Source organism: Anaerofilum hominis (assembly GCF_014287275.1).
Classification (GTDB): Bacteria; Bacillota; Clostridia; order Oscillospirales; family Ruminococcaceae; genus Pygmaiobacter; species Pygmaiobacter hominis.
Map to the genome: position 1 here is coordinate 55138 of NZ_JACONZ010000002.1, position 21451 is coordinate 76588.

Annotated in this window: 20 protein-coding genes; 11 read left to right on the forward strand and 9 right to left on the reverse strand. The window is 62.2% G+C overall.

The features are described from left to right. Nucleotides 1–47: 47 nt before the first annotated feature. The 4 genes from H8S23_RS05455 (at nucleotide 48) to H8S23_RS05470 (ending at nucleotide 3431) form a co-directional block, all read left to right on the forward strand. A complete protein-coding gene (locus H8S23_RS05455; RefSeq protein ID WP_186887320.1) occupies nucleotides 48–782 on the forward strand; it encodes a UTRA domain-containing protein in 735 nt (244 codons plus the stop codon). A gap of 84 nt (nucleotides 783–866) precedes the next feature. Next, nucleotides 867–1526 (forward strand): fructose-6-phosphate aldolase, encoded by a 660-nt coding sequence (fsa, locus tag H8S23_RS05460; protein ID WP_186887321.1) that lies wholly within the window; start codon nucleotides 867–869, stop codon nucleotides 1524–1526. A 115-nt stretch (nucleotides 1527–1641) separates the two neighbouring features. Continuing rightward, nucleotides 1642–2487, forward strand: a complete 846-nt coding sequence (locus tag H8S23_RS05465; protein WP_186887322.1) for a transketolase — start codon at nucleotides 1642–1644, stop codon at nucleotides 2485–2487. A gap of 2 nt (nucleotides 2488–2489) precedes the next feature. Beyond that, nucleotides 2490–3431 carry a transketolase family protein gene (locus H8S23_RS05470; protein ID WP_186887323.1) on the forward strand — a complete coding sequence of 314 codons (942 nt, stop codon included), beginning with the start codon at nucleotides 2490–2492 and terminating at the stop codon, nucleotides 3429–3431. Between the two features lie 741 nt (nucleotides 3432–4172). Here H8S23_RS05470 and H8S23_RS05475 read toward each other — a convergent pair. From H8S23_RS05475 to H8S23_RS05500, 6 genes are all read right to left on the reverse strand, one after another. Beyond that, nucleotides 4173–4718, reverse strand: coding sequence for a methylated-DNA--[protein]-cysteine S-methyltransferase (locus H8S23_RS05475; protein WP_186887324.1), 546 nt, complete (start codon nucleotides 4716–4718; stop codon nucleotides 4173–4175). Next, nucleotides 4715–6214 carry an AlkA N-terminal domain-containing protein gene (locus H8S23_RS05480; RefSeq protein WP_186887325.1) on the reverse strand — a complete coding sequence of 500 codons (1500 nt, stop codon included), beginning with the start codon at nucleotides 6212–6214 and terminating at the stop codon, nucleotides 4715–4717. The genes H8S23_RS05475 and H8S23_RS05480 overlap by 4 nt, the downstream gene beginning before the upstream one ends. A gap of 252 nt (nucleotides 6215–6466) precedes the next feature. Further along, nucleotides 6467–7921 (reverse strand): glutamate--tRNA ligase, encoded by a 1455-nt coding sequence (gltX, locus tag H8S23_RS05485; protein ID WP_186887326.1) that lies wholly within the window; start codon nucleotides 7919–7921, stop codon nucleotides 6467–6469. A gap of 560 nt (nucleotides 7922–8481) precedes the next feature. Next, complete coding sequence (locus H8S23_RS05490) at nucleotides 8482–9066, reverse strand: DUF3795 domain-containing protein (protein WP_341479896.1); 585 nt, start codon at nucleotides 9064–9066, stop codon at nucleotides 8482–8484. A gap of 139 nt (nucleotides 9067–9205) precedes the next feature. Further along, a complete protein-coding gene (locus H8S23_RS05495; protein WP_186887328.1) occupies nucleotides 9206–9994 on the reverse strand; it encodes an SDR family NAD(P)-dependent oxidoreductase in 789 nt (262 codons plus the stop codon). 66 nt (nucleotides 9995–10060) lie between these two features. Continuing rightward, entirely contained in the window at nucleotides 10061–10375 is a 315-nt protein-coding gene (locus tag H8S23_RS05500; RefSeq protein WP_186887329.1) for an ArsR/SmtB family transcription factor, read from the reverse strand. Between the two features lie 260 nt (nucleotides 10376–10635). On the opposite strand from H8S23_RS05500, the gene H8S23_RS05505 reads away from it, so the two are divergent. The 3 genes from H8S23_RS05505 (at nucleotide 10636) to H8S23_RS05515 (ending at nucleotide 13715) form a co-directional block, all read left to right on the forward strand. Next, nucleotides 10636–12084: an MBOAT family O-acyltransferase gene (locus tag H8S23_RS05505; RefSeq protein ID WP_186887330.1), complete on the forward strand. Its 1449-nt coding sequence runs from the start codon at nucleotides 10636–10638 to the stop codon at nucleotides 12082–12084. A 66-nt stretch (nucleotides 12085–12150) separates the two neighbouring features. Further along, nucleotides 12151–13242: a hypothetical protein gene (locus H8S23_RS05510; protein ID WP_186887331.1), complete on the forward strand. Its 1092-nt coding sequence runs from the start codon at nucleotides 12151–12153 to the stop codon at nucleotides 13240–13242. Nucleotides 13243–13469: 227 nt separating this feature from the next. Continuing rightward, complete coding sequence (locus H8S23_RS05515) at nucleotides 13470–13715, forward strand: AbrB/MazE/SpoVT family DNA-binding domain-containing protein (protein WP_186887332.1); 246 nt, start codon at nucleotides 13470–13472, stop codon at nucleotides 13713–13715. An 898-nt stretch (nucleotides 13716–14613) separates the two neighbouring features. On the opposite strand, the gene H8S23_RS05520 is transcribed toward H8S23_RS05515, so the two are convergent. Beyond that, nucleotides 14614–15339 (reverse strand): helix-turn-helix domain-containing protein, encoded by a 726-nt coding sequence (locus H8S23_RS05520; protein ID WP_186887333.1) that lies wholly within the window; start codon nucleotides 15337–15339, stop codon nucleotides 14614–14616. 142 nt (nucleotides 15340–15481) lie between these two features. Here H8S23_RS05520 and H8S23_RS05525 point away from each other — a divergent pair, with 142 nt between their 5' ends. Then, nucleotides 15482–16132 carry a histidine phosphatase family protein gene (locus H8S23_RS05525; RefSeq protein ID WP_186887334.1) on the forward strand — a complete coding sequence of 217 codons (651 nt, stop codon included), beginning with the start codon at nucleotides 15482–15484 and terminating at the stop codon, nucleotides 16130–16132. Nucleotides 16133–16413: 281 nt separating this feature from the next. On the opposite strand, the gene H8S23_RS05530 is transcribed toward H8S23_RS05525, so the two are convergent. Then, on the reverse strand, nucleotides 16414–17406 hold the full coding sequence (locus H8S23_RS05530; RefSeq protein ID WP_186887335.1) for a nucleoside hydrolase: 993 nt from the start codon (nucleotides 17404–17406) through the stop codon (nucleotides 16414–16416). 271 nt (nucleotides 17407–17677) lie between these two features. Here H8S23_RS05530 and H8S23_RS05535 point away from each other — a divergent pair, with 271 nt between their 5' ends. The 3 genes from H8S23_RS05535 to H8S23_RS05545 all read left to right on the forward strand — a co-directional run bounded on the left by H8S23_RS05535 (nucleotide 17678) and on the right by H8S23_RS05545 (nucleotide 20678). After that, nucleotides 17678–18196 carry a cob(I)yrinic acid a,c-diamide adenosyltransferase gene (locus tag H8S23_RS05535; protein WP_186887336.1) on the forward strand — a complete coding sequence of 173 codons (519 nt, stop codon included), beginning with the start codon at nucleotides 17678–17680 and terminating at the stop codon, nucleotides 18194–18196. Nucleotides 18197–18426: 230 nt separating this feature from the next. After that, nucleotides 18427–19509 (forward strand): 3-phosphoserine/phosphohydroxythreonine transaminase, encoded by a 1083-nt coding sequence (gene serC / locus H8S23_RS05540; protein ID WP_186887337.1) that lies wholly within the window; start codon nucleotides 18427–18429, stop codon nucleotides 19507–19509. Between the two features lie 5 nt (nucleotides 19510–19514). After that, a complete protein-coding gene (locus H8S23_RS05545) occupies nucleotides 19515–20678 on the forward strand; it encodes a 3-phosphoglycerate dehydrogenase family protein (protein WP_186887338.1) in 1164 nt (387 codons plus the stop codon). A 197-nt stretch (nucleotides 20679–20875) separates the two neighbouring features. On the opposite strand, the gene H8S23_RS05550 is transcribed toward H8S23_RS05545, so the two are convergent. Further along, nucleotides 20876–21439 (reverse strand): cyclase family protein, encoded by a 564-nt coding sequence (locus H8S23_RS05550; protein ID WP_186887339.1) that lies wholly within the window; start codon nucleotides 21437–21439, stop codon nucleotides 20876–20878. Between the last annotated feature and the right edge of the window lie 12 nt (nucleotides 21440–21451).

Sequence of the window (21451 nt, forward strand, 5' to 3'; positions counted from 1 at the left end):
GCTCAGGGACAAAAGTGAAGAAACTTCTATAAAGGGGGTGCGGACGCGTGGAAAACGAGCTTGATTTCAGCGGCCGTACCCAATTGTATTTTCAGCTCTATGACATCCTGTACAAGGATATCCGGGACGGCGTTTACAAGCCCGGCCAGTTGCTGCCCACCGAGAACACCCTGATCGAGCAGTACCACATCAGCCGCATCACGGTGCGCAAGGCGCTGGATCTTTTGATGAACGACGGCCTCATCGCCAAACGCCGCGGCTACGGCACCTTCGTGCAGAACCGCAAGGTGGAGCAGACCCTCACCCGCGTACAGCATTTTGCCAATGAGATGGAAAAGCGGGGCTATGTGTCCTCTGTGACCATGCTGGCCAACGAGGTGGTCTACGCCAGCAAGGCCGTTGCCGGCGAGCTGCACATCGGCGAGGGAGACGAGCTGGTGCGGGTCGAGCGGCTGCGCTATGCCGACGGGGTGCCCATGTGCATCGAAAATTCTTACCTCATCCGCGCCCGGTGCCCCGACGTTCAGCGGCACGACTTCTCCAAGCAGTCGCTGCGCAAGTTTCTGGAAGAGCGCTACGACATTGTCTGGAAGCGCGCCCGGCAGAAGATCTATGCCGTGGCCGCCACGGGGCGCACGGCGAACTATCTGGGCATCAAGGAGGGCGACCCCCTCATCTACATAGAGCGGGTGTCCTACACCCGGGACGACGAGCCTGCCGAGTATCTGCAGACCTGGTACCGGGGCGACAGCTACTATCTGACGGCCGAGCTGCAGGCCTGAGCAAAGGTTCCTTTGCCGCGCGCGGGGGAGAGCGCTTCCGCCGGGGCATCCAATAAAATCATTCTATTTTAGGAGGACGGCATTATGAAATTCTTCATCGACACCGCAAACGTGGAAGAGATCAAAATGGCAAACGACATGGGCGTCATCTGTGGCGTCACCACCAACCCCAGCCTGATCGCCAAAGAGGGCCGCGACTACGCCGAGACGCTGGCGGAGATCGCCTCCATCGTCGACGGCCCCATCTCTGGCGAGGTCAAGGCCACCACCGCCGACGCCGAGGGCATGATCGCCGAGGGCCGCGCCATCTATGCGCTGGACCCCAAGCACATGGTCGTCAAGATCCCCATGACTGTTGAGGGCCTGAAAGCCATCAAGGTGCTGGCCGCCGAGGGCATCCCCACCAACTGCACCCTGATCTTCAGCGCCAACCAGGCGCTGCTGGCCGCCCGCGCCGGCGCCGCCTACGTCTCCCCGTTCCTGGGCCGTCTGGACGACATCAGCATGCCCGGCATCGACCTGATCCAGACCATCAGCGACATGTTTGCCAATTTCCCCGACATCCACACCGAGATCATCGCCGCTTCGGTCCGCAACCCCATCCATGTCACCGACTGCGCGCTGGCCGGGGCCGACATCGCCACCGTGCCCTATAAGGTGATCGAGCAGATGACCAAGCACCCGCTGACCGACCAGGGCATCGAGAAGTTCAAGGCCGACTACATCAAGGTGTTCGGCGAGTAATTTTTTGCAAACAGGCTTTTTCCCGCCGGGCCGCGTCCCGGGCGGGAGAGGGCCGGGATCCAGCCGGGCGGCGGCTTTCCGCCTGCCGCCCGCCGTGAAAGGATGATAACAGAGCATGACAAACGCTGAGAAAAAGACGCTCGCCGTCACCGCCTGCAAGGTGCGCATGGGCGTTATCGAGGGGGTACACGGCGCCAAAGCCGGCCACCCGGGCGGCAGCCTTTCCGCCGCCGACCTGTTTACTTACCTGTACTTCAAAGAGATGAAAGTGGACCCCAAAAACCCGCGCTGGGCGGACCGCGACCGCTTTGTGCTGTCCAAGGGCCACACCGCGCCCGGCCTGTATGCGGCCCTGGCGAACAGGGGCTTTTTCCCCGTGGAGGACCTGCCCACCCTGCGCCACATCGACAGCTATCTGCAGGGCCACCCCAATATGAACACCGTGCCCGGCATCGACATGTCCACCGGCTCGCTGGGCCAGGGCGTTTCCACCGCCGTGGGCATGGCGCTGGCTGCCAAGACCACCGGCCGCGACTACCGCACCTATACCCTGCTGGGCGACGGCGAGATCCAGGAGGGTCAGGTTTGGGAGGCGTTCATGTCCGCCGCCCACTACAAGCTGGATAATCTGCTGGTCTTTATCGACAACAACGGCCTGCAGATCGACGGCGAGGTGGCCAAGGTCATGAGCCCGTATCCCATCGATGAAAAGATGAAGGCTTTCGGCTTCAACGTCATCAACATCAACGGCCATGATTTCGACGAGATCGAGGCCGCCTGCGAGGCCGCAAAGGCCTGCAAGGGCAAGCCCACCGCCGTGGTGATGAAGACCACCAAGGGCAAGGGCGTCAGCTATATGGAGAACCAGGCGGGCTGGCACGGCAAGGCCCCCAACGACGAGCAGTATGAGATCGCCATGAACGAGCTCAGGGCGCAGCTTGCAGAAGTGGAGGCGAAATAAGTATGGCAGAAGTAAAAAAGATCGCCACCCGCGAAAGCTATGGCAACGCGCTCGTGGAGCTGGGCAAAGAGCATCAGGACCTGGTCGTGCTGGACGCCGACCTGGCCGAGGCCACCAAGACCGGCATTTTTCAGAAAGCGTTCCCGGAGCGGCATTTTGACTTCGGCATTGCGGAAGCCAACATGATGGACGCCGCCGCGGGCATGAGCACCGCAGGGCTGGTGCCGTTTGTGTCCACCTTTGCGATGTTCGCCGCAGGCCGCGCGTTTGAGCAGGTCCGCAATACCCTGGGCTATCCTCACCTCAACGTCAAGATCGGCGCCACCCACGGCGGCATCAGCGTGGGCGAGGATGGCGCGTCCCACCAGTGCTGCGAGGATTTTGCGCTCATGCGCACCATCCCCGGCATGGTCGTGGTCAGCCCCTCCGACGACGTGGAGGCCCGGGCTGCGGTCAAGGCCGCTTATGAGCATGACGGCCCCGTCTACCTGCGCTTTGGCCGCCTGGCGGTGCCGGTTATCAATGATGTGCCGGGGTACCGGTTTGAGCTGGGCAAGGGCGTGACCCTGCGGGACGGCAAGGATATCACCGTGATCGCCACCGGCCTGATGGTCGCCGAGGCGCTGGCCGCCGCCGAGACCCTGGCGGCGGAGGGCATTGACGTGCGGGTGCTGAACATCCACACCATCAAGCCGCTGGACGAAGAGCTGGTGCTCAAGGCCGCGAAAGAGACCGGCCGGATCGTCACCGCCGAAGAGCACAACGTCATCGGCGGCCTCGGCGAGGCGGTCTGCAGCTGCCTGGCTGAAAACTGCCCCACCCCGGTGCGCCGCATCGGCGTCAACGACGAGTTTGGCCACTCCGGCCCGGCCGCCGCGCTGCTCAAGCAGTTCGGCCTCTCGGCGGAGCACATCGCCGAGGTCGTTCGCGAGATGGTGAAATAAGACTGTTTTGGCAGGCGTTTGCCGATAACAGCAGAGAAAAAGAGGCTTCACCCCAACGGGGTGAAGCCTCTTTTTTGCAGTGCGGCGGCAGCGGTGGGATTTTTTGGGGGGCGATGGGCGCCTTTTTGCAGGGTCAAAAGGGGGAGGGCGTCCTGCAAAAAAGCGTTCCTTGCCGCAGAGAAAGTGCCAAACCGCCTGCCGGACGGCGAACGGGGAGCAGACACCGTTTTAACAAGAGAGCGCCCAGCGGCCGCCCGCCGGGCGCTGAGCGGCCCCGCACAGCTATATCGGCATGGACAGTTTCCCTGGCTTTTTCCACGCGGATCCACAGTGCAGCGCTTTACAGAGCCGCGCCTGGGAAGCGCATGTGGAAAAAGACTTTGCTGAAAATTTCAACTGCGTTTCCGCAGCGCCGAACAGCTATATCGGCACGGACAGTTTCCCTGGCTTTTCCACGCGGCTCCGCAGTGCGGCGCTTTACAGAACCGCGCCTAGGAGAGCGCATGTGAAAAAAATTTTGCTGAAAATTTTAAACTGCGTTTCCGCAGCCCCGCAAAACCGGCCGCTGGGCGGCAAACAGGGAGCAGACGCCGTTTTAAAAAGAGAGCGCACCTAGCGGCTGTCCGCCGGGCAATGAGCGGCCCCGCTGGTTTACAGGCGGCGGCCATTTTGGCCGCACAGGCACAAAGCGCCGGCCCGGTTTTGCGGCGCGAAAAAAGAGGGGAGTCAAGTTTTTCAGCGTTAAAGAGCGGTCCCCTTTTTCGGTGTGAACAGCCCGTCCAGCGGCGCGCCTTCTAATTTAAGGAGAAAAAGCTTTTTTTCCACCCCGCCGGCATACCCGGTCAGGCTGCCGCCGGACCCCACCACCCGGTGGCAGGGGATCAGGATCGAGATGGGGTTGTGCCCCACGGCCCCGCCCACAGCCTGGGCCGAGACGCGGCGTCCGCCTTGGCGCTCCAGCGCGCGGGCGATCTGGCCATAGGTGGTCAGGCCGCCGTAGGGGATGCGGCGCAGGGCGGCCCACACGGCCTGCCGGAACGGGCTGCCTGCCGGGGCAAGGGGCGGGGCGGCCCCCGGGTCCCTGCCGGCAAAATACAGGTCCAGCCAGCGGCGCGCGGCGTCAAAAACCGGCAGTTCCGCCCGCAGCGGCTCCTGTCCTCTGGGCAGGGTGCTGCCAAAATATTTTTGATCTCTCATCCACAGCCCGGTAATGCTTTGGCCGTCAGAGGCCAGCACAAGGGGGCCGATGGGGGAATCGCAGTCGGCCAGAAAGGTTTTTGGGGTCATCTCGCATCCGCTCCTTTTTTTGTCTCAAGAAAATTCCACAGGTTGACGGTGGCATAAGAGCGCCAGGGGGCCCACGGCCCGGACAGTGCCAGAAGCTGCTTTGGCGTGCGGCCGGGCAGCGCTTTTTTTACGCCGCAGTCGGTATACAGAAAGGCGTCCGTCCAGCTCAGCGTGCGCATGGCCACATATTGCGCGGTCCAGGGGCCAAAGCCGGGCAGCGACAGCAGGACCTGCAGCTGCCGCTGCGGGTCCGCGCCTGCCGAGAGATCGAGCCTGCCCTCCGCCAGGGCCTGCGCCAGCGCCAGGATGGAGCGGGCGCGGCCCCGGGGGATCCCCAGTCCGCAGAGGCGGTCCTCTGCGGCGGCCCCCAGCGCCGCGACGTCGGCTGCGCTGGGAAACAGAAAGCGCGGGCCGGCGGGCAGGTCCGGCAGCGGCGTGCCGAGGGAGGCCGCGACGCGGCCTGCCAGCACGGTGGCCGCCCGCACCGTGATCTGCTGCCCCAGCACGGCCCGCACCGCGGTTTCAAACGGCTCAAAGCAGCCCGGCAGACGGGCGCCCGGCCGGCAGAGGCCGTCCTGCAGCCGGTTCATCGGCAAAAGCCGTCGGCCGATCTCCTGGGGGTCGCAGTCCAGGTCGAACAGCTGCCGCACCCGGGCCAGCACGGCGGCCAGTACCGGCAGCAGCGGGGCGGAGACGGTGACGGCCAGGGCGTTTTTCTTTGCCTCCGGCCGCACCTCGAACAGGCCGCAGCAGCGCTCGCCGTCCCGCAGGAGGGCGGCGGTGCGGCGGTAAACGCCGCCGCAGACCTCTTCCACGCCGGGAATGGCCCGTTTTTGCAGAAACGCGAGAAGCTCGTCCCAGAGATAGGGCGGGCGGTAGCCCAGAAAGAGGGTGATCCGCTCCTGCTCCGCCGGGCCCTCTTTTTGCCGCCGAAGCGCGCTGGGAGAAAGGCGGTACCGCTGCTGAAAAAGGGCGTTGAAGCGGCGCAGGCTGCTGAAACCGGCGGCAAACGCCGCCTGAGTGACCGGCAGATCGGTGTCGGTGAGCAGGCTTTTGGCCAGCAGCAGCCGCCGGGTCTGCAGATACTGCACCGGCGGGACGCCGTACTCCGCCAGAAATACCCGCCGCAGATGACGGCCCGTGACGCCCAGGGCCGCGGCAAGCTGTTCCAGGCTGCACTGCCACAGGCCGTCCTCCATGCGGGCGGCCGCCCGGCGCGCCAGGGCGGGGGAGGCGTCCACCGGGGCAAGGCCGGGGGCCAGCTCTGGGCGGCATTTCAGACAGGGGCGGTAGCCCGCAGCCTCGGCCGCCGCGGCGCTGGGGAAAAAGCTGCAGTGCTCTTTTTTGGGGGTCCTGGCGCTGCACACCGGCCGGCAATAGACGCCGGTAGAGGAGATGCCGACAAATATCCGCCCGTCGAAGCGGGCGTCGCGGGCCAGCAGCACGGGCCAGCAGATATCGGGGTCGAGTGGAACGGCCGCCTGCAGCGGTTTCATGGCTTTCCCTCCCCTGTACGGTGTTGCGGCGGGCCCCAAACGGTGCGGGCACGCCCGGTAAGGACAGTATACTGCCGCTTCGCCCGAAAGACCAGCCGTTTTCGGACATCAAAAAAATTTTTTTGAAGAGGACGGATCCGCTTTGGGTGCGGGGCAAAAAACGAAGAACAGGCAGCTGATATGGAGATATCAGCTGCCTGTTTGGCGTTCGATATGGGGCCGGCGCGCCGGGGCGCGGGCTGCGGCAGGGGCTCAGGCCAGCTCCGCAAGGCCGGCTCTCAGGCGGGCGAGAGCCTCTTCCCGGCCCAGGATGGCGGCGATCTCGATGCCACCGCCCGGCGTGAACTGCATGCCGGACAGCGCGATGCGCATCGGCCAGAGCATCCAGCCGTTTTTGACCTCCATTTTTGCGATCAGGTCAAAGCAGGCGGCGTGGATCTTTTCGGTGGTCCAGTCCGCTTCGCCCAGCGCTTCCAGCGCGGGGATCAGCGCTTCCAGCGCCGCTTTCGCGGTCTCGGGGGTGGTCTTCATCTTTTTGCTGGCGTAGAGGTCCAGCCCGTGCGGCTGCACCTGGTCGATAAAGGGCAGCTGGGCCGGGATCTCGCCCAGCACCTCGCAGCGCTGCTGCAGCACATGGGCCAGCAGCCGCTTGTCGCATGTGCGGCGCACCGCCTGGTCGATCCACGGCAGCGCTTTTTCATAAAAAGCGTCGGGGGACAGGCGGCGGATATACTCGCCGTTCATAAAACGCAGCTTTTCCGGGTCGAAAATGGCCGGGGAACGGCTGATGCCCTCCTCACTGAAAGCGTCCACCATCTCGGGCAGGGTGAAGATCTCGTTTTCTCCCTTGGGGCTCCAGCCGCAGAGGGCGATATAGTTGAGGATCGCCTCGGTGAGATACCCCTTGGCCACCAGATCCTGATAGCTGGCGTCCCCGTTGCGTTTGGACAGCTTGTTCTGGGCGTCTTTCATCACCGGCGGGCAGTGGATGTAGACCGGCTTCTCCCAGCCGAACGCCTCGTAGAGCAGGTTGTATTTGGGGGTGGAGGAGAGGTACTCGCTGCCGCGGATGACATGGCTGATCGCCATCAGATGGTCGTCCACCACGTTGGCGAAGTTGTAGGTGGGCATCCCGTCGGTCTTGATGAGGATCTGGTCGTCCAGTTCGGCATTTTCCACTTCGATGTGGCCGTAGACCACGTCGTCAAAGCCGGTCACACCCTCCCGCGGCATCTTCTGGCGGATGACAAAGGGCTTGCCGTCCGCCAGGTTCTTTTCGATTTCCTCCGGGGAAAGGCTGCGGCAGTGACCGTCATAGTGGGGGGCCTGGCCGCTGGCTTTCTGGATGGTGCGCATCTCGTCCAGCCGCTGTTTGTCGCAGAAGCAGTAATAGGCGTGCCCGCTCTGCACCAGCTGTTTGGCGTAGTCCATATACAGGCCCATGCGCTCGCTCTGCACATAGGGGCCGTAGCCGCCGTCCTTGTCCGGCCCCTCGTCCCAGAGCAGCCCGGTCTCCCGCAGGGTGTTGTAGATGATGTCCACAGCACCCTCCACGTACCGTTCCTGGTCGGTGTCCTCGATGCGCAGCACAAAGGTGCCGCCGCAGCTTTTGGCCTTCAGGTAGGCGTACAGGGCGGTGCGCAGGTTGCCCACATGCATATAACCGGTCGGGCTGGGGGCGAAACGCGTTCTCACGTTGCTCTCCATATATACTTCCTCCTCTAAAAAGGTATCGGGCTTTTGACACAGGGTCATACTCTTAAAGTCTACCCTGAGCAGACGGGTTTGTCAATGAAAAAGCGCTTTCCGCCGCCGTTTTCGGCCCGGCCCAGCTCCGGGCGCCAAGAGCGGGCGGCCGTGCGGGGGCGGCGCAGAAGCGGCGGTCTCCCCGCCGCGGCCCGCGCCCGGCGGACGGCCCGGCGAAAGGGAGAAAAGAGCGGGGCGGCCGTCCTCCTTTTTGAGATAAGCGCTGCTGTCAGCTTGGGCAGACCGGCCCCTGCTGAAACAGCGGGAAAGGGCCCCCGCGGTTTTTCGGCGCAGGAGCCCTTTGACCCGGGGCTTTCGCCCCTCTTTGCCGCCCTGCCCGCCGCCCCGGCCCCAGAGGGCCGTATGCCGCCGAAGCGGCCCGCCCCTGCGCGCCCGGAGGAGAGCGGTGGGCAGGGAGAGGGGGCGCTTTTTAGCGGGACCGAAAAACGGAAACGGAAAAGACCGGCTGCCGAGAAAAAAGGATGCCCGGCAAGGGGCATCCACAGACAGAGCGGGACCGGCTACTTCGATTTTTTCCGGCACTCGCTGCATTCCCCGTCATGCAGGGAGAGGATGCCGCCGCATTGCGGGCAGGTATAGGCTGCTTTCTGTTGTTCCATAAAGCGCTTCAGGCCTTGCGTTTGCACAAAACGGCTGTTTTCCATCAGGCTGGCCTGATAGCGCTGGTTGTAGCTTTTTTCAAGGTTTTTGATCCGCCTGCAGGGATAGCCGGGACATTCAAAGCAATGGGACAGGGCCTTTTCTCTGACGCAGTCCTTTATTTTGCATTTGCGGCAATGTTCCGGTTTTCCCGCATCGCTGTTCCGGCAGCCGGCGCACGGCTTTTTTGTGCTGCAGTGCCGATAACAGACTTTGCAGTTCATCCCGCAGGGGGCGAACATGGCCGTATCGATCGTTTCCCTGGGCATTTTCATAAATTTTCTGCCCCCCTCAAAGCTTTTGATCTGCCAGAGAGTATAACAGTTCCAAACAACGCTGTAAAGAAAATTTCCCGGGGCCGCGCTTTGGCATCGCGGACCAAAGGACCCGGCCCGGCGGTGCCGGGCGTCCCCTGAAGCGCCGCCCCATCCCGGCTGCTGCGGCATGCCGGGTAAGACGAACTCCCAAACGCCCTCTTCGGTGCGGGGGCGGGAGCTGAGCGCGCGGCTGAGCCGGGGTCCGTCGCGGCGCTTCCTTGGGGCAGGCGGCCGCGGGGCTTTTGAGAAAGGGCGGACCCTTTCGCGGTCAGGCGTCCTTTTGCAGGCGGATGCCCTGCTGCCCCAGCCAAATTTTCATCATCAGCCTTTGCGGCGTGATCTTGGACAGCAGATGTGTGAACTTGACGTATGACCCGTACACAGAGATGTCTTTCCCTTTTTCTGCGTCGCGCAGCGCTTTTTTGGCCACCAGGTCGGGGGTGACCATGCCGGAAAAATTGCGCGTCCCCTTTTTTGCCCCGATCAGGCCGCGGTCGAATAACCCCGTTTTCATCCAGCCGGGGCACACGGCGGTCGCGCCGATCCCCTTTTCTTTCAATTCGACATTGAGCGCCCTTGTGTAATTGCGGACGAACGCCTTTGTCGAACTGTAAATATTCTGATAGGGCAGCGGAAAAAAGGACGCCTGGGATGCAATGTTGATAAGATGGCTCCCGCGCTCCATATGAGGGATACAGGCCAGGCCCAGGGCCACGACTGCACCGACATTCAGGTCGATCATGTTCAGAGATTCTTCTATACTGATATCGTCATAAGAGCAGAACTTGGCAAAACCGGCATTGTTGATGAGGTATTTTACAGCTGCCCCGCTTTTCTCCAGCTCCGCTGCGAGATGCTTCACATTTTCGCGGTCCGTCAGGTCCATGGAAAAGATGCGGACCCGCGCGCCCAGTTCCAGTGCGCTTTGCTCCAGTTTTTCCCGGTCACGGGCGATGGTCCAGATCTCGGTGATCTCGGGCTGCGCTGCCAGCAGTTTGACGAATTCTTTGCCCAGGCCCCCGTTGGCCCCGGTCACGATGGCGATTTGATCCCTCATTCTATCGATCCTCCAAATTTGTTTATAAGTTTAAACTTTTAAACTAATTGGTTAAAATTGAACGCCTTATCCAGGCGTCAAATTCATATCCCTTTCCAGAGACTGCAAAAGATTTTTGAGCAGGACGACCGCTTTGTCCATACTGAGGCTGTAGATCCGCTCTTTTCCGTTTTTGACGGCCTGGATGAGGCCGCAGTCCCGCAGCAGTTTCAAATGGTGGGAAACCGCCGGCCGGGACAGGGCAAGATGATCCGTCAACTCGGAAACAGTCATACTGTGGTGGTCAAAAAGCAGCATGAGGATCTGCTGCCGGTTTTCGTCCTGCAGCATCGTGAAGATGGGAATGCATTCGGATAAAGCCGCCAGGGTCGCCTTGCTCATAGCACACCTCACATGCGTTTAAACTTTTGAACATATCTTACCCCACAGATCTTCTCTTGTCAATGCGCAAGATAGTGATAAAATATTAAAGAGCAGCAAAAGGGCAGCCGTTTTGCAGAATTTTTTGCGGAAAAAGTCCGGCGCTTTTCCCCCCAGGGCGTTTCTCCAAATCGGACGGAGACGCTCTTTCCTTGTGCGGGACGGCCGGTCAGTGTATAATAGACAAAACCATCCCAAAAATCAGAGAGGAGGGCCGCGCGGTGCCTGTTTTTTCTTTTGCGTTTTTCGGCTTTTTTGCCGCGGTGTTCGCCCTCTACTGGCTGGCGCCGCACCGCTGGCGTATGGGGCTGCTGTTCGCGGCCAGCCTGGGCTTTTATGCGCTGTTCGGCCTGTCCTATACCCTGCTGCTGCTGGCCTGCATGGCGGGCTGCTGGGCGGGGGGACTGTGGCTGGGGCGGGGGCGCTCCCGCGCGCGGCTTGCGCTCTGCGTGGTGCTGGCCCTGGCGCCGCTGTTCCTTTTCAAATATCTGGATTTTCTGGCCGGCGGCCTCGCCGCGCTGTCCGGGCTGTTGGGCGCGCCGTTCAGCGCCCCCTATCTCAAATGGGCGCAGCCGGTGGGGGTGAGCTATTATACCTTCCAGATGATCAGTTATCTGGTGGACGTCTACCGGCAAAAGACCGCGCCGGAAAAAAACTTTTTTGCCTGCGGGGTGAGCCTGTCGCTGTTTTTGCAGGTCACCTCCGGCCCTCTCACCCGCCCCCGGGAGCTGCTGCCCCAGCTGCGGCGGGAGCGGGCCTTTGACGCAGCGCAGGGCGTGGCCGCAGCCCAGCTGGTGCTGCTGGGCCTGTTCAAAAAGATCGTGGTGGCCGACGCGCTGGCCTATTACACCAAAGCCGTCTATCACGACCCCACCCGCCTGTACGGCCTCAGCCTGATCGTGGCCGCGCTGTTCTACACGGTTCAGATCTATGCGGATTTTTCGGGCTATACCGATATGATGCGGGGCTTTGGCGGGCTGCTGGGGCTGGAGCTGGCTGAAAATTTCAACGCGCCCTATCTCTCCCGCTCGGTGAAAGAGTTCTGGAAGCGGTGGCACATCTCGCTCTCAAGCTGGCTGATGGAGTATGTCTACATCCCGCTGGGGGGCAGCCGGGCGGGGCGCCCGCGCTATTATTTCAACCTGTTCTTCACCTTCGTCGTCAGCGGCCTCTGGCACGGCGCCAGCGCGCCCATGCTGGTGTGGGGGGCGCTGCACGGCGCTTATATGGTGGTGGGCGCAGCCACCCTTGAACCGCGCCGGCGGGCCTGCCGGGCGCTGCGCCTGCGCCGCGACGGCCTGCCCGCCCGGGTGTGGCAAACGCTGGTCACCTTTGTTCTGGTGGGTTTCGCCTGGATCTTTTTCGGCGCGCCTGACCTGGCCACGGCGGGCTATATCGTCACCCATCTGTTTACGGGCTTTGTGCCCACCGTCGCCCACCTCAAGGAGAGTCTGGTGCTGCTGGGGCTGTCGGCGGACGCCTGTGTGCGGTTTGCGGTGCTGTTCGCCGCCCTGTTTGCGGTGGACCTGGCCGCCAGGGACAGGGGTTGGCGCGCCTGGCTCTCGGCCCGGCGTCCCTGGGTGCAGGCGGTGATCTGTTATCTGCTGGCCGCGGCGCTGGTGTTCTGGGGAAACCTGGGCGGCGGCAACTCGATGTATTTTCAGTTTTGAGGGGGCATGGCCCCACGCGGATCGCCCCGCGTGAGGACAAAAAAACGGCGGAAAGGGGGAGGCTGATTGAAAAAATTTCTTCGCGTCCTGGCGCTGTTCCTGCTGCCGGTGGCGCTGTTGTACGGGCTGTTTGCGGCGGTGCTGACAAGCACCCGCGAGCTGGCGGGCATGGAGGAGATCGTCGCCGCCACGCTGGACGGCAGCCTTGTCCTGTACGGCACCTCGCACCATGAAAACTTTGCGGCCTATAAGCTGCGGGTGACGGGCGCGCTGGCGCCGCGCCTGCTGGTGCTGGGCACCAGCCGCAGCATGCAGCTGCGCGGGGAGTTTTTTTCGGAAAAGAGCTTTTATAACGCCGGCGGCGCGGTGCGCAATATGGCCGATTATGAGGACTTTTTGCGCCGCCTGCCCGAGGAGGCGCTGCCGCAGACCCTGCTGCTGGTGCTTGACCAGAACATGTTCAACACCAACTGGCGGCAGAGCAGCCCGGCGGACCCGCAGGGCTACGGCGACCTGAAGATGGACTTTTTCGACACGCTGCTGCGCACCGGGCTGGACTACGGCAACCGGAAATTTTCGATTCTGAAGACCCTGCTGCCCCGGCAGGGGATCTACGGCCTGGCCGCGGCAGCCCGGGGCATGGGATTTGCCGCCGACGGCAGCTACCGGTACGGCAGCACGGCGGAAAAAAATCTGGGCCAGCCGGAGAAAAATTTTGCCGACACCTACCGCAATATCGATTTTGGCGAGTTGCGCTTTGCCTACGGCGACGCCCCGGACGCGCTGGCCCTTTCACAGCTGGACAGCCTGCTGGACTTCTGCGCGGAAAAGGGGATCCGGGTGGCGGGCTTTCTGCCTCCGTTCCCGCCCTCGGTGAACTGGCGCATGGCGCAGAACGGCGGCTACGGCTATCTGGACACCCTGGGTGAAGAACTGGCCCGGCGCTTTGCCGGCTGCGGGGGAGAATTTTATGATTTTACAGCCGTGGACAGCGACGACGACGAGTATCTGGACGGTTTTCACGGCGGCGACCGGGTCTATGCGAGGATCGCCGTGCAGCTTTCGGAAAAAAGCGATATTTTGTCAAAAAGTATAGATCTTGTGACTTTAGAAAAATTGCTCGGCGAAAACGGCGGGAATCCGCGAATTTTGCCGTAAAAAGCAAGATCTTGCGATATATAGGGAAACGTTTTTTGGAGGTCACAAAAAAGAACAAAAAACCAAAATTTTCCAACTGGAAATTATTGACATATAAGGGGGGATATGGTATTTTAAACGTGTAAGAAAAATGATTTTGTCGATAAGAGGAATCGTTTTTCTCCAAGATGAAGATGAGTTCATATGGAATGGAACCACCAAGGAACAAGGGAGGGAATTTTACTGAGATGAAATCCACTGGAATTGTACGAAAAGTCGACGATATGGGCCGTATCGTGCTGCCCATCGAGCTGCGCCGTGCCATGGAGATCGAAGACGGCTCGCCGCTGGAGATCTATGTGGAGGAGGACAGCATCATCCTCAAAGCCTGTAAGCCGGTCTGCATCTTCTGCGGCAGCGACCAGGGCGTGGAGGAGTTCAAGGGCCGCTGCGTCTGCGCTTCTTGCCGCAGCGAGCTGCGCGGGGAGCAATAAAAAATAGCCGGAGGCTATTTTTTAGTAGCCATGTGGCCTGTCCTCAGGCCACGGCGAATCGAAATAAATTATTTTTTATTGCGGAGCAATAAAAAATAGCCGGAGGCTATTTTTTAGTAGCCATGTGGCCTGTCCTCAGGCCGCGGCGAATCGAAATAAGTTATTTTTTATTGCGGAGCAATAAAAAATAGCCGGAGGCTATTTTTTAGTAGCCATGTGGCCTGTCCTCAGGCCACGGCGAATCGAAATAAGTTATTTTTTATTGCGGAGCAATAAAAAATAGCCGGAGGCTATTTTTTAGTAGCCATGTGGCCTGTCCTCAGGCCACGGCGAATCGAAATAAGTTGTTTTTTATTGCGGAGCAATAAAAAATAGCCGCAGGGCTATTTTTCGGCCATGCGCCCGGTTGCCGCGCAAGCGGTGAGGGCGTGGCCATCGAGATAAAAAAGAGCGTATCCGTTTATCACGGTTTTCTGTGCGCGTCCGGGAGATCTTGGCCCGGACGCTTTGCTTGTCTGTGCGGCAAGCCCTCAGGGCGCGGCGGGCCCGCAGCGCGGCTGCAGCGCGCTGTCTTGTGTTTTTTCGCCGGGGTAAGGGCACTCTGTCGTGGCCAGCCGCAGCCGGCGGCGTACCGGCCGGCCGAAAAGACTGCCTTTTTCACCAGTGCACAGGCCGCCTGTGGGGCAGGGAGGCCCACTGGGGGCCACAGCGGGCGCACTCACCGGCAACCCGCTGCTTTTTACCCGCGTGGGGGAACCGCTGCGGGAAGCGCCCGAAAAACTAAAAAAACAGACGGAGCCCTGCTCCGTCTGTCTGCGGCTCTGGCCCGCGGCGGGGCCGCAGGGCCTTTGTTTTCTCAGCGCAATGTGCTAAACTGTTCGTGGGCCCAACAGCCGCTTCAGCCCTTTTCCCCGCGGCGTTCGGCGGGCTTTTTCTCCGGCCCTTTCATCCGCAGCTCGCTGGCCTTGATCAGGTTCAGCAGGCTGGTGGCATAGAGGGGATATTCCCGCGAGAGGCTCTCGGTGGTCATGGCAAAGCTGCCGGTGTCCTTGACCGGGTCGCCCAGACCGACGTCCTGGCCGGACAGAATGGCCTTGGTATTCGCCGCCGCCCGCGCCATCTCCGCTTCGGCATAGCCGCCGCAGACCTCCCGCGGTACGCTGAACAGCACCGGGGCGTTTTTGGGGTTGGAGCCGTAGAGCAGGCGGAACATGCGGTAAACGGCCAGCATCAGGTAGCCGCTGATCTCGCCCACCAGCCCTTTGTTGGGGCAGCTGTTCAGCTTGTCGAACAGGATGTTGAGCGAGTTTGCGATCAGCTTTTTGTTGAGGGTGGGCAGCAGGCTGCCGCGGTAGATGCCGTCTTTGGCGCTCTCCGGGCCGGGCAGGTCTTCCACTTTCAGGGTCAGGCCGCTGCGGTCGGCGCTGCGGCCCAACAGGTAATCGCAGGACACGTTGTAGAAATCAGCCACCCGCACCACAAAGTCAAGCCCGCACTCGCGGATGCCCTTTTCGTAGTGGGACAGCAGCGCCTGAGAGACCCCCAGGTGCGCCGCGGCCTCTTTCTGGGTGATGCCGCGCTCTTTGCGCAGCAGTGTGATGATACGGCTGAAGTCCTGTGACATGAATACAAACCCCTTTTCCCACCGCTGCGGCCCCCTTGCGGCCGCAAAAAAGTCAGACAACGTATTGTAAATTATAAAACAGAAAAAACAGATTGTAAATAAGAAAAAACGTCAAAAAACGACGTTAAATTTTGGGGGAACTATGAAAACGTTCAAATTGTACCTGCTGCGCCACGGTTTGACCGAGGCGAATTTCAACGGCGTTTATGCGGGCAGCGGCACCGACCTGCCGCTGTCGGACGAGGGGGCCGCGCAGCTGGACCGCCTGCGGGAAGATTTTGAATATCCCCGCGCGGGCCTTGTCTTTGTCTCCCCGCTGCTGCGCGCGCGGCAGAGCGCCGATATCCTCTACCCGGGCGTGCGCCAAATCGGCATCGAGGATCTGCGGGAGATCCACTTTGGGGAGTTCGAGGGCAAAACGGTGGAACAGCTGCAGCAGGACCCGGTCTATCACCGCTGGCTCGACCCCGCGCAGCAGCTGACCCCGCCGGGCGGCGAGAGCGGGGCGGCCTTTGCCCAGCGGGCGGGCGGAGTGCTGGAAAAACTCTGCGAGTATATGGTGCGCAGCGATACGCCGGAGGCCGCGGTGGTCACCCATGGGGGACTGATCATGACCGCCCTGGCCATGCACGCCGTGCCCCGCCGCGCGCCGCAGCAATGGGCCTGCGACCCCGGCTGCGGCTTTGCGGTGCAGACCAGCGCCGCCAGCCTGATGCGGGACGGCACAGTGGAGGCGCTGGAGATCATCCCCTATGGGTACGGGGACTACTGCGCCGGACAGACGGGGGAATAAGCGGCCGGCGCGGGCCTGGCGCCAGGGCTGGGAGCTCGTCCTACCGCGCCGGGCAGCCAGGGGGACAAGCGGCTGTAGGGACGGCGCAAAAAGGTCCGCAAAAAGCGGATGCGCGTCCGCGCAGGCAGCTGCCCGCGCGGACGCGCATCCGAGAAGATCCCGCTGTTTTTTGTCAGCCTGCCCCGCCAGTACCCGCGCCCGCAGAAAAAGGCGCAGGCGGCCTGCGCCGCAGGGATGCCCCATGCGGGAACTCGTGTATAAAAGGGCCCGGCGCCGCCGGTTCAGATCTTCGGCCCCCTGGCCAGCGCCTCTTTGAGCATGGCGAAGAACCTGTCCTTGTCCGCCTTGTAGGCCACGACGGTGTTGGAACTCTCGTCATTTCCCCTGCGCTGGTCCACGATCAGCTGGCCGTCGGCCGCGCCCCCGCTGATGTCGATATCGCACTTTTGGCGCCGCGCGTCCAGCATGACCGCTTCGTCCAGCACCCAGGCCACCGCCAGCGCGTCGTGGATGGGCTCGGCTTTGCCGTCGGTGGACCCCATGCGCAGGCTGGCCGCCGCCCGGGTCTTGACCATATCGCCGGCCAGCTTGCCCGCCCGGGTGCCAAGGCCGATCAGTTCGTCGGCGTCCTCCAGCGTCAGCATGGCCGAGTGAGTGGCGTTCAGCGGCACGATGCGCACTTTCACGCCGGAATCCAGCACGATCTTCACCGCCTCCGGGTCGTGGAAGAAGTTGGCCTCGGCCACGGCGGTGGCGTTGCCCATGTTCACCGCGCCGCCCATAAAGACGACTTCCTCAATGTTTTCAGCGATCGAGGGGTCCATGCGGAACGCCATGCCGATATTGGTGGCCGGGCCCACAGGGATAAGGGTCACTTTGCTGTCCGCTTTTTTGACGGCGTCGATCAGGAAGGTGCAGGCGTGGATGGGCTCCGGTTTGCCCACCGCGTCGGGGATGGGCATTTTTGCAGGGTGGATCGAGTACTCCACGCCGTCCTCCACGATGGAGATGCGGTTGACGGGGTTGTTTGCCACGCGGCCCGGGGTCAGCTCGCGCACCATGGCCGCGGGACAGCCCTGATAGACCGGAATGCCCGCGTCCACCAGCTCCACCACCTGCAGGGTGTTGGCGACGCAGTCCTCCACGCAGCGATTGCCCCAGGTCACGGTCACGCCCAGGATGTCCAGTTTGCCCGAGAGGATGGCGAGCAGCAGAGCCACCGCGTCATCCGAGCCGGTGTCCACGTCCAAAATCACTTTTTTTCGAAGTTCCATCTTTATGCTCCTTTCGGCCGTTTGGCCATATCCTACAAAAAATAGATCAAATGATTAAAAAATAAAGCTATTTTACATATTATATCATCTTTTCCCTTTTTTGGAAAGCATTACTGCCAAAAAATGATCCAGTGCGCCAAGGCGCTCCAAAAGAGGCGCGCGGCCGCCGTGCGGCGGGCGAAACAGCGCCGTGCGGCGGTTGACTTTTCCATTCTGTCCGCGTACACTTTTTGCAAAAGCGCCGGCCGGGGGCCGGGAGGAGGCGGAGGCCATGGAGCGCGGCCTGGTGGAGATCTATTACGGCGACGGCAAGGGCAAGACCACCGCGGCGGCGGGCCTGTGTGCCCGCGCCGCCGGGCAGGGGCTGCGGGCGGGCTTTTTTCAGTTTTTAAAGGGGCGCGCCAGCGGCGAGCAGGCCGCGCTGGCAAAGCTGGGGGTGCGGGTGTCCGCACCGCCGCAGAGCGATAAATTCATCTTTCAGATGAGCGCCGCAGAGCAGGCCGAGGCCGCGCGGGTGCAAAACGCCAACCTGGCCGCTGCGGCCCTGGCGGCCCCCGGGCTGGACCTGCTGGTGCTGGACGAGGCCCTGACCGCCATGGACCTTGGGGTGCTGGACCGGCGGCAGCTGCTGCAGCTGGCGCGCGAAAAGCCCGCCGGGCTGGAGCTGGTGATCACCGGGCACCGGCCGGATGTGGAGCTGTTCGGGCTGGCGGATTACATCACCCGCTTTACCGCTGAGCGGCATCCCTATGAGCACGGGATCGGGGCGCGCAGGGGCATAGAGTATTGAAGTGGTTTTCCTGAAAGTGTGCGCGCGCAAAACACATTTGTAGGGCTATCAAAAAAAGCGGCGGAATCCCCGCCGCTTTTCTTACAGTTTTGCCGTATTTTTCGCGCGGGAAATTCGGTACAATAAAAAGTACAGGATGGGCGGCCCGGTCCCCGGGCCGCCCGCCGTACAGGCGCCGCGCCCGCCTGACCCGGCGCGAAAAAACAGGATCATCCGGAGGGAGAACGAAAATGGCCAGAGTGTACAACTTCAGCGCGGGCCCGTCAATGCTGCCCGAGAGCGTGCTCAAAAAAGCGCAGAGCGAGCTTTTGGAGTACGGGAGCAGCGGTCAATCTGTGATGGAGATGAGTCATCGCTCCAGCGTGTACGACGCCATCATCCGCGATGTGGAATCCTCCCTGCGGCGGGTGCTCGCCATCCCCGAAAATTATAAGGTGGGCTTTTTTCAGGGCGGCGCTTCCACCCAGTTCGCCATGGTGCCCTTGAACCTGATGACCACCGGCAAAGCGGATTATATCGTCACCGGGAACTTTTCAAAAAAGGCCGCCGAAGAGGCCGCCAAGTTCGGCGAGGCGCGGATAGTCGCTTCCAGCAAGGACAGAAATTTCACCTATATCCCGGACGTGAAAGCCATCGATTATTCAAAGGACGCCAGCTATCTCCACATCTGTGAAAACAACACCATCTTCGGCACCCGCTATGCGGAGCTGCCCCAGGTGGAGGGGGTGCCCCTGGTGGCGGATATGAGCAGCTGCATCCTCTCCCGCCCCACCGACGTTTCAAAGTATGGGCTGCTCTATTTCGGCGTGCAGAAAAACGTTGCCCCGGCCGGTATGGCGGTGGCCGTCGTGCGGGAGGACCTGCTGGGCCGCGCGGCGGAGAGCGTGCCCACGATGCTCAATTACAAGACGATCATCGACGCGGACAGCATGTACAATACCCCGCCCTGCTGGTGCATTTATATGATGGGCCTTGTGCTGCACTACATTGAGGACGAGGTGGGCGGCCTTGCGCAGATGGAAAAGCGCAACAACGAGAAAGCCGCCCTGCTGTATGACTATCTGGACAGCCAGGAGTTTTTCACCAACCCGGTGGAGAAGAAATACCGCAGCGTGATGAACGTCACCTTCACCAGCCCCAGCCCGGAGCTGGACAAAAAGTTCTGCGCCCAGGCGGAGCAGGCGGGCCTGGTGAACCTGAAAGGCCACCGGCTGGTGGGCGGCATGCGCGCCTCCATCTACAACGCCATGCCGCGCGCGGGCGTGGAAAAACTGGTGGAGTTCATGCGAGAATTTGAAAGGGAGAACGGGTGAGAAAAATGCAGGAGATTTTGACCCTGAACAGCATTTCCCCCAAGGGGGTGGAGCGGCTGTCCAGCAGCCTGTTCCATGTCGCAGACGATGTGGAGGCCCCGGCGGGCATTTTGGTGCGCAGCCAGAACATGCACGAGATGGAGCTGCCCGAAAGCCTGCTGGCCATCGCCCGGGCGGGCGCGGGCACCAACAATATCCCCGTCGAACAGTGCACTGCCCGCGGCGTGGTGGTCTTCAACACGCCGGGCGCCAACGCAAACGCGGTGAAAGAGCTGACGATCGCCGGGCTGATCATGGCCTGCCGCAACCTGGCCCCGGCGTTGGACTGGGTCGGGGGCCTCAAGGGCGAGGGGGACGCCGTCGCCAAGCTGGTGGAAAAGGGCAAGAGCCGCTTTGTCGGCCCCGAGCTGGCGGGCAAGCGCCTGGGGGTCATCGGCCTGGGGGCCATCGGCGTCAAGGTGGCGAACGTCGCCACCCATCTGGGGCTGGAGGTCTACGGCTACGACCCCTATATCTCGGTGGAGGCGGCCTGGAACCTCTCCCGCAACGTCATCCACTGCGTCAACCTGAACGATCTGTACAGCCAGTGCGACCTCATCACGGTCCACGTGCCGGTGACCAAGGACACCGTTGGCCTGATCAACAGCGAAGCCATTGCCCAGATGAAGCAGGGGGTGCGCATCGTCAACTTTGCCCGCGGCGAGCTGGTCGACAACGGCGCCCTGCTGGCAGGGGTGCGCACCGGCCGGGTGGGCTGTTATGTCTGTGATTTCCCCACCGAGGAGCTGCTGGGCGAGCCGGGCGTGGTGGCGCTGCCCCACCTTGGCGCTTCCACGCCGGAGAGCGAGGAGAACTGCGCCGTCATGGCGGCGGATCAGCTGAGGGATTATCTGCTCAACGGCAACATCCACAACAGTGTGAACCTGCCCAATGTGGAGCTGCCCCGGGTAGGCGGCAGCCGCATCTGCGTGCTGCACAAAAATGTGCCCGGTATGCTGTCCGGCATCACCGGCGCGGCCAGCGAGGCAGGGCTGAACATCGAAAATCTGGTAAACAAAAGCCGCAGGGACGTGGCCTATACCATGCTGGACGTCTCCGGCAACGTGGGCGGCGGCGTGGTGGCGCGTCTCAAGGGCCTGGAGGGCTGCATCCGGGTGCGCATCATCTGACCGGCAGCCCGAACGGCCGGCGGCAGGCCGGCAAAGCCGGGCTGAAAAAGAAAACAGGGACCCCAAAAATAAAAGTGAAGAGATCGGCCCCGCGCCCGCAGGCGCACCCGCCCCCGGCGGGGGAAGAGGCCGATCTCTTCACTTTTATTTTTGCCGGCCGGGGGCTGCGCCCCGGCCGCCTCCCGCTTTTTGGCGGGCTACCGTTCCGCCACCACCCGGCAGGGCAGGCCGGTCATGCCGGAAAAATTCATGGGATAGGTGTGGACGACGCAGCGGGCGGTGGGGTCCCCCTCCAGCACGCGGTCCAGCCGGCAGAGGTTCTCGACTACAAAAGTCCCGCGGTCTGCGCAGCGCTGGTCCGCCGGCGTGTGTTCGGGCCCGCGCCGGATGCCGGCGCAGTCCACCCCGATCAGGGAGACGCGGCGCTCCAGCAGGGCGCTGATAAGCGCCTGCGAGAGCTGGGGATGCTGTTTGAAATAGGCGGCGGTGCCGTAGCCCGCTTCGTCCAGAAAGCCGGTGTAAAAGGCGGCGAACGTCCCCGGCTCCAGCAGGGAGAGATCCACGTCCTCCGGCTCGATCTCCTGGCCGCGCAGGGCTGAAACATCGAAAAACACGCCCTGCCTGCGCACATAGTCCAGCGGGAACTCCCGGTCCATCACGTCAAAGTGGGTGCCCAGATGCCCGGTGAGCGCCTTTTTTTCACGGCCCTGGGCGTCCGCGGCCAGGGCCGGGGTCACCCGCAGGGTCAGGTCGATCAGCATGGTGGTTTCCTC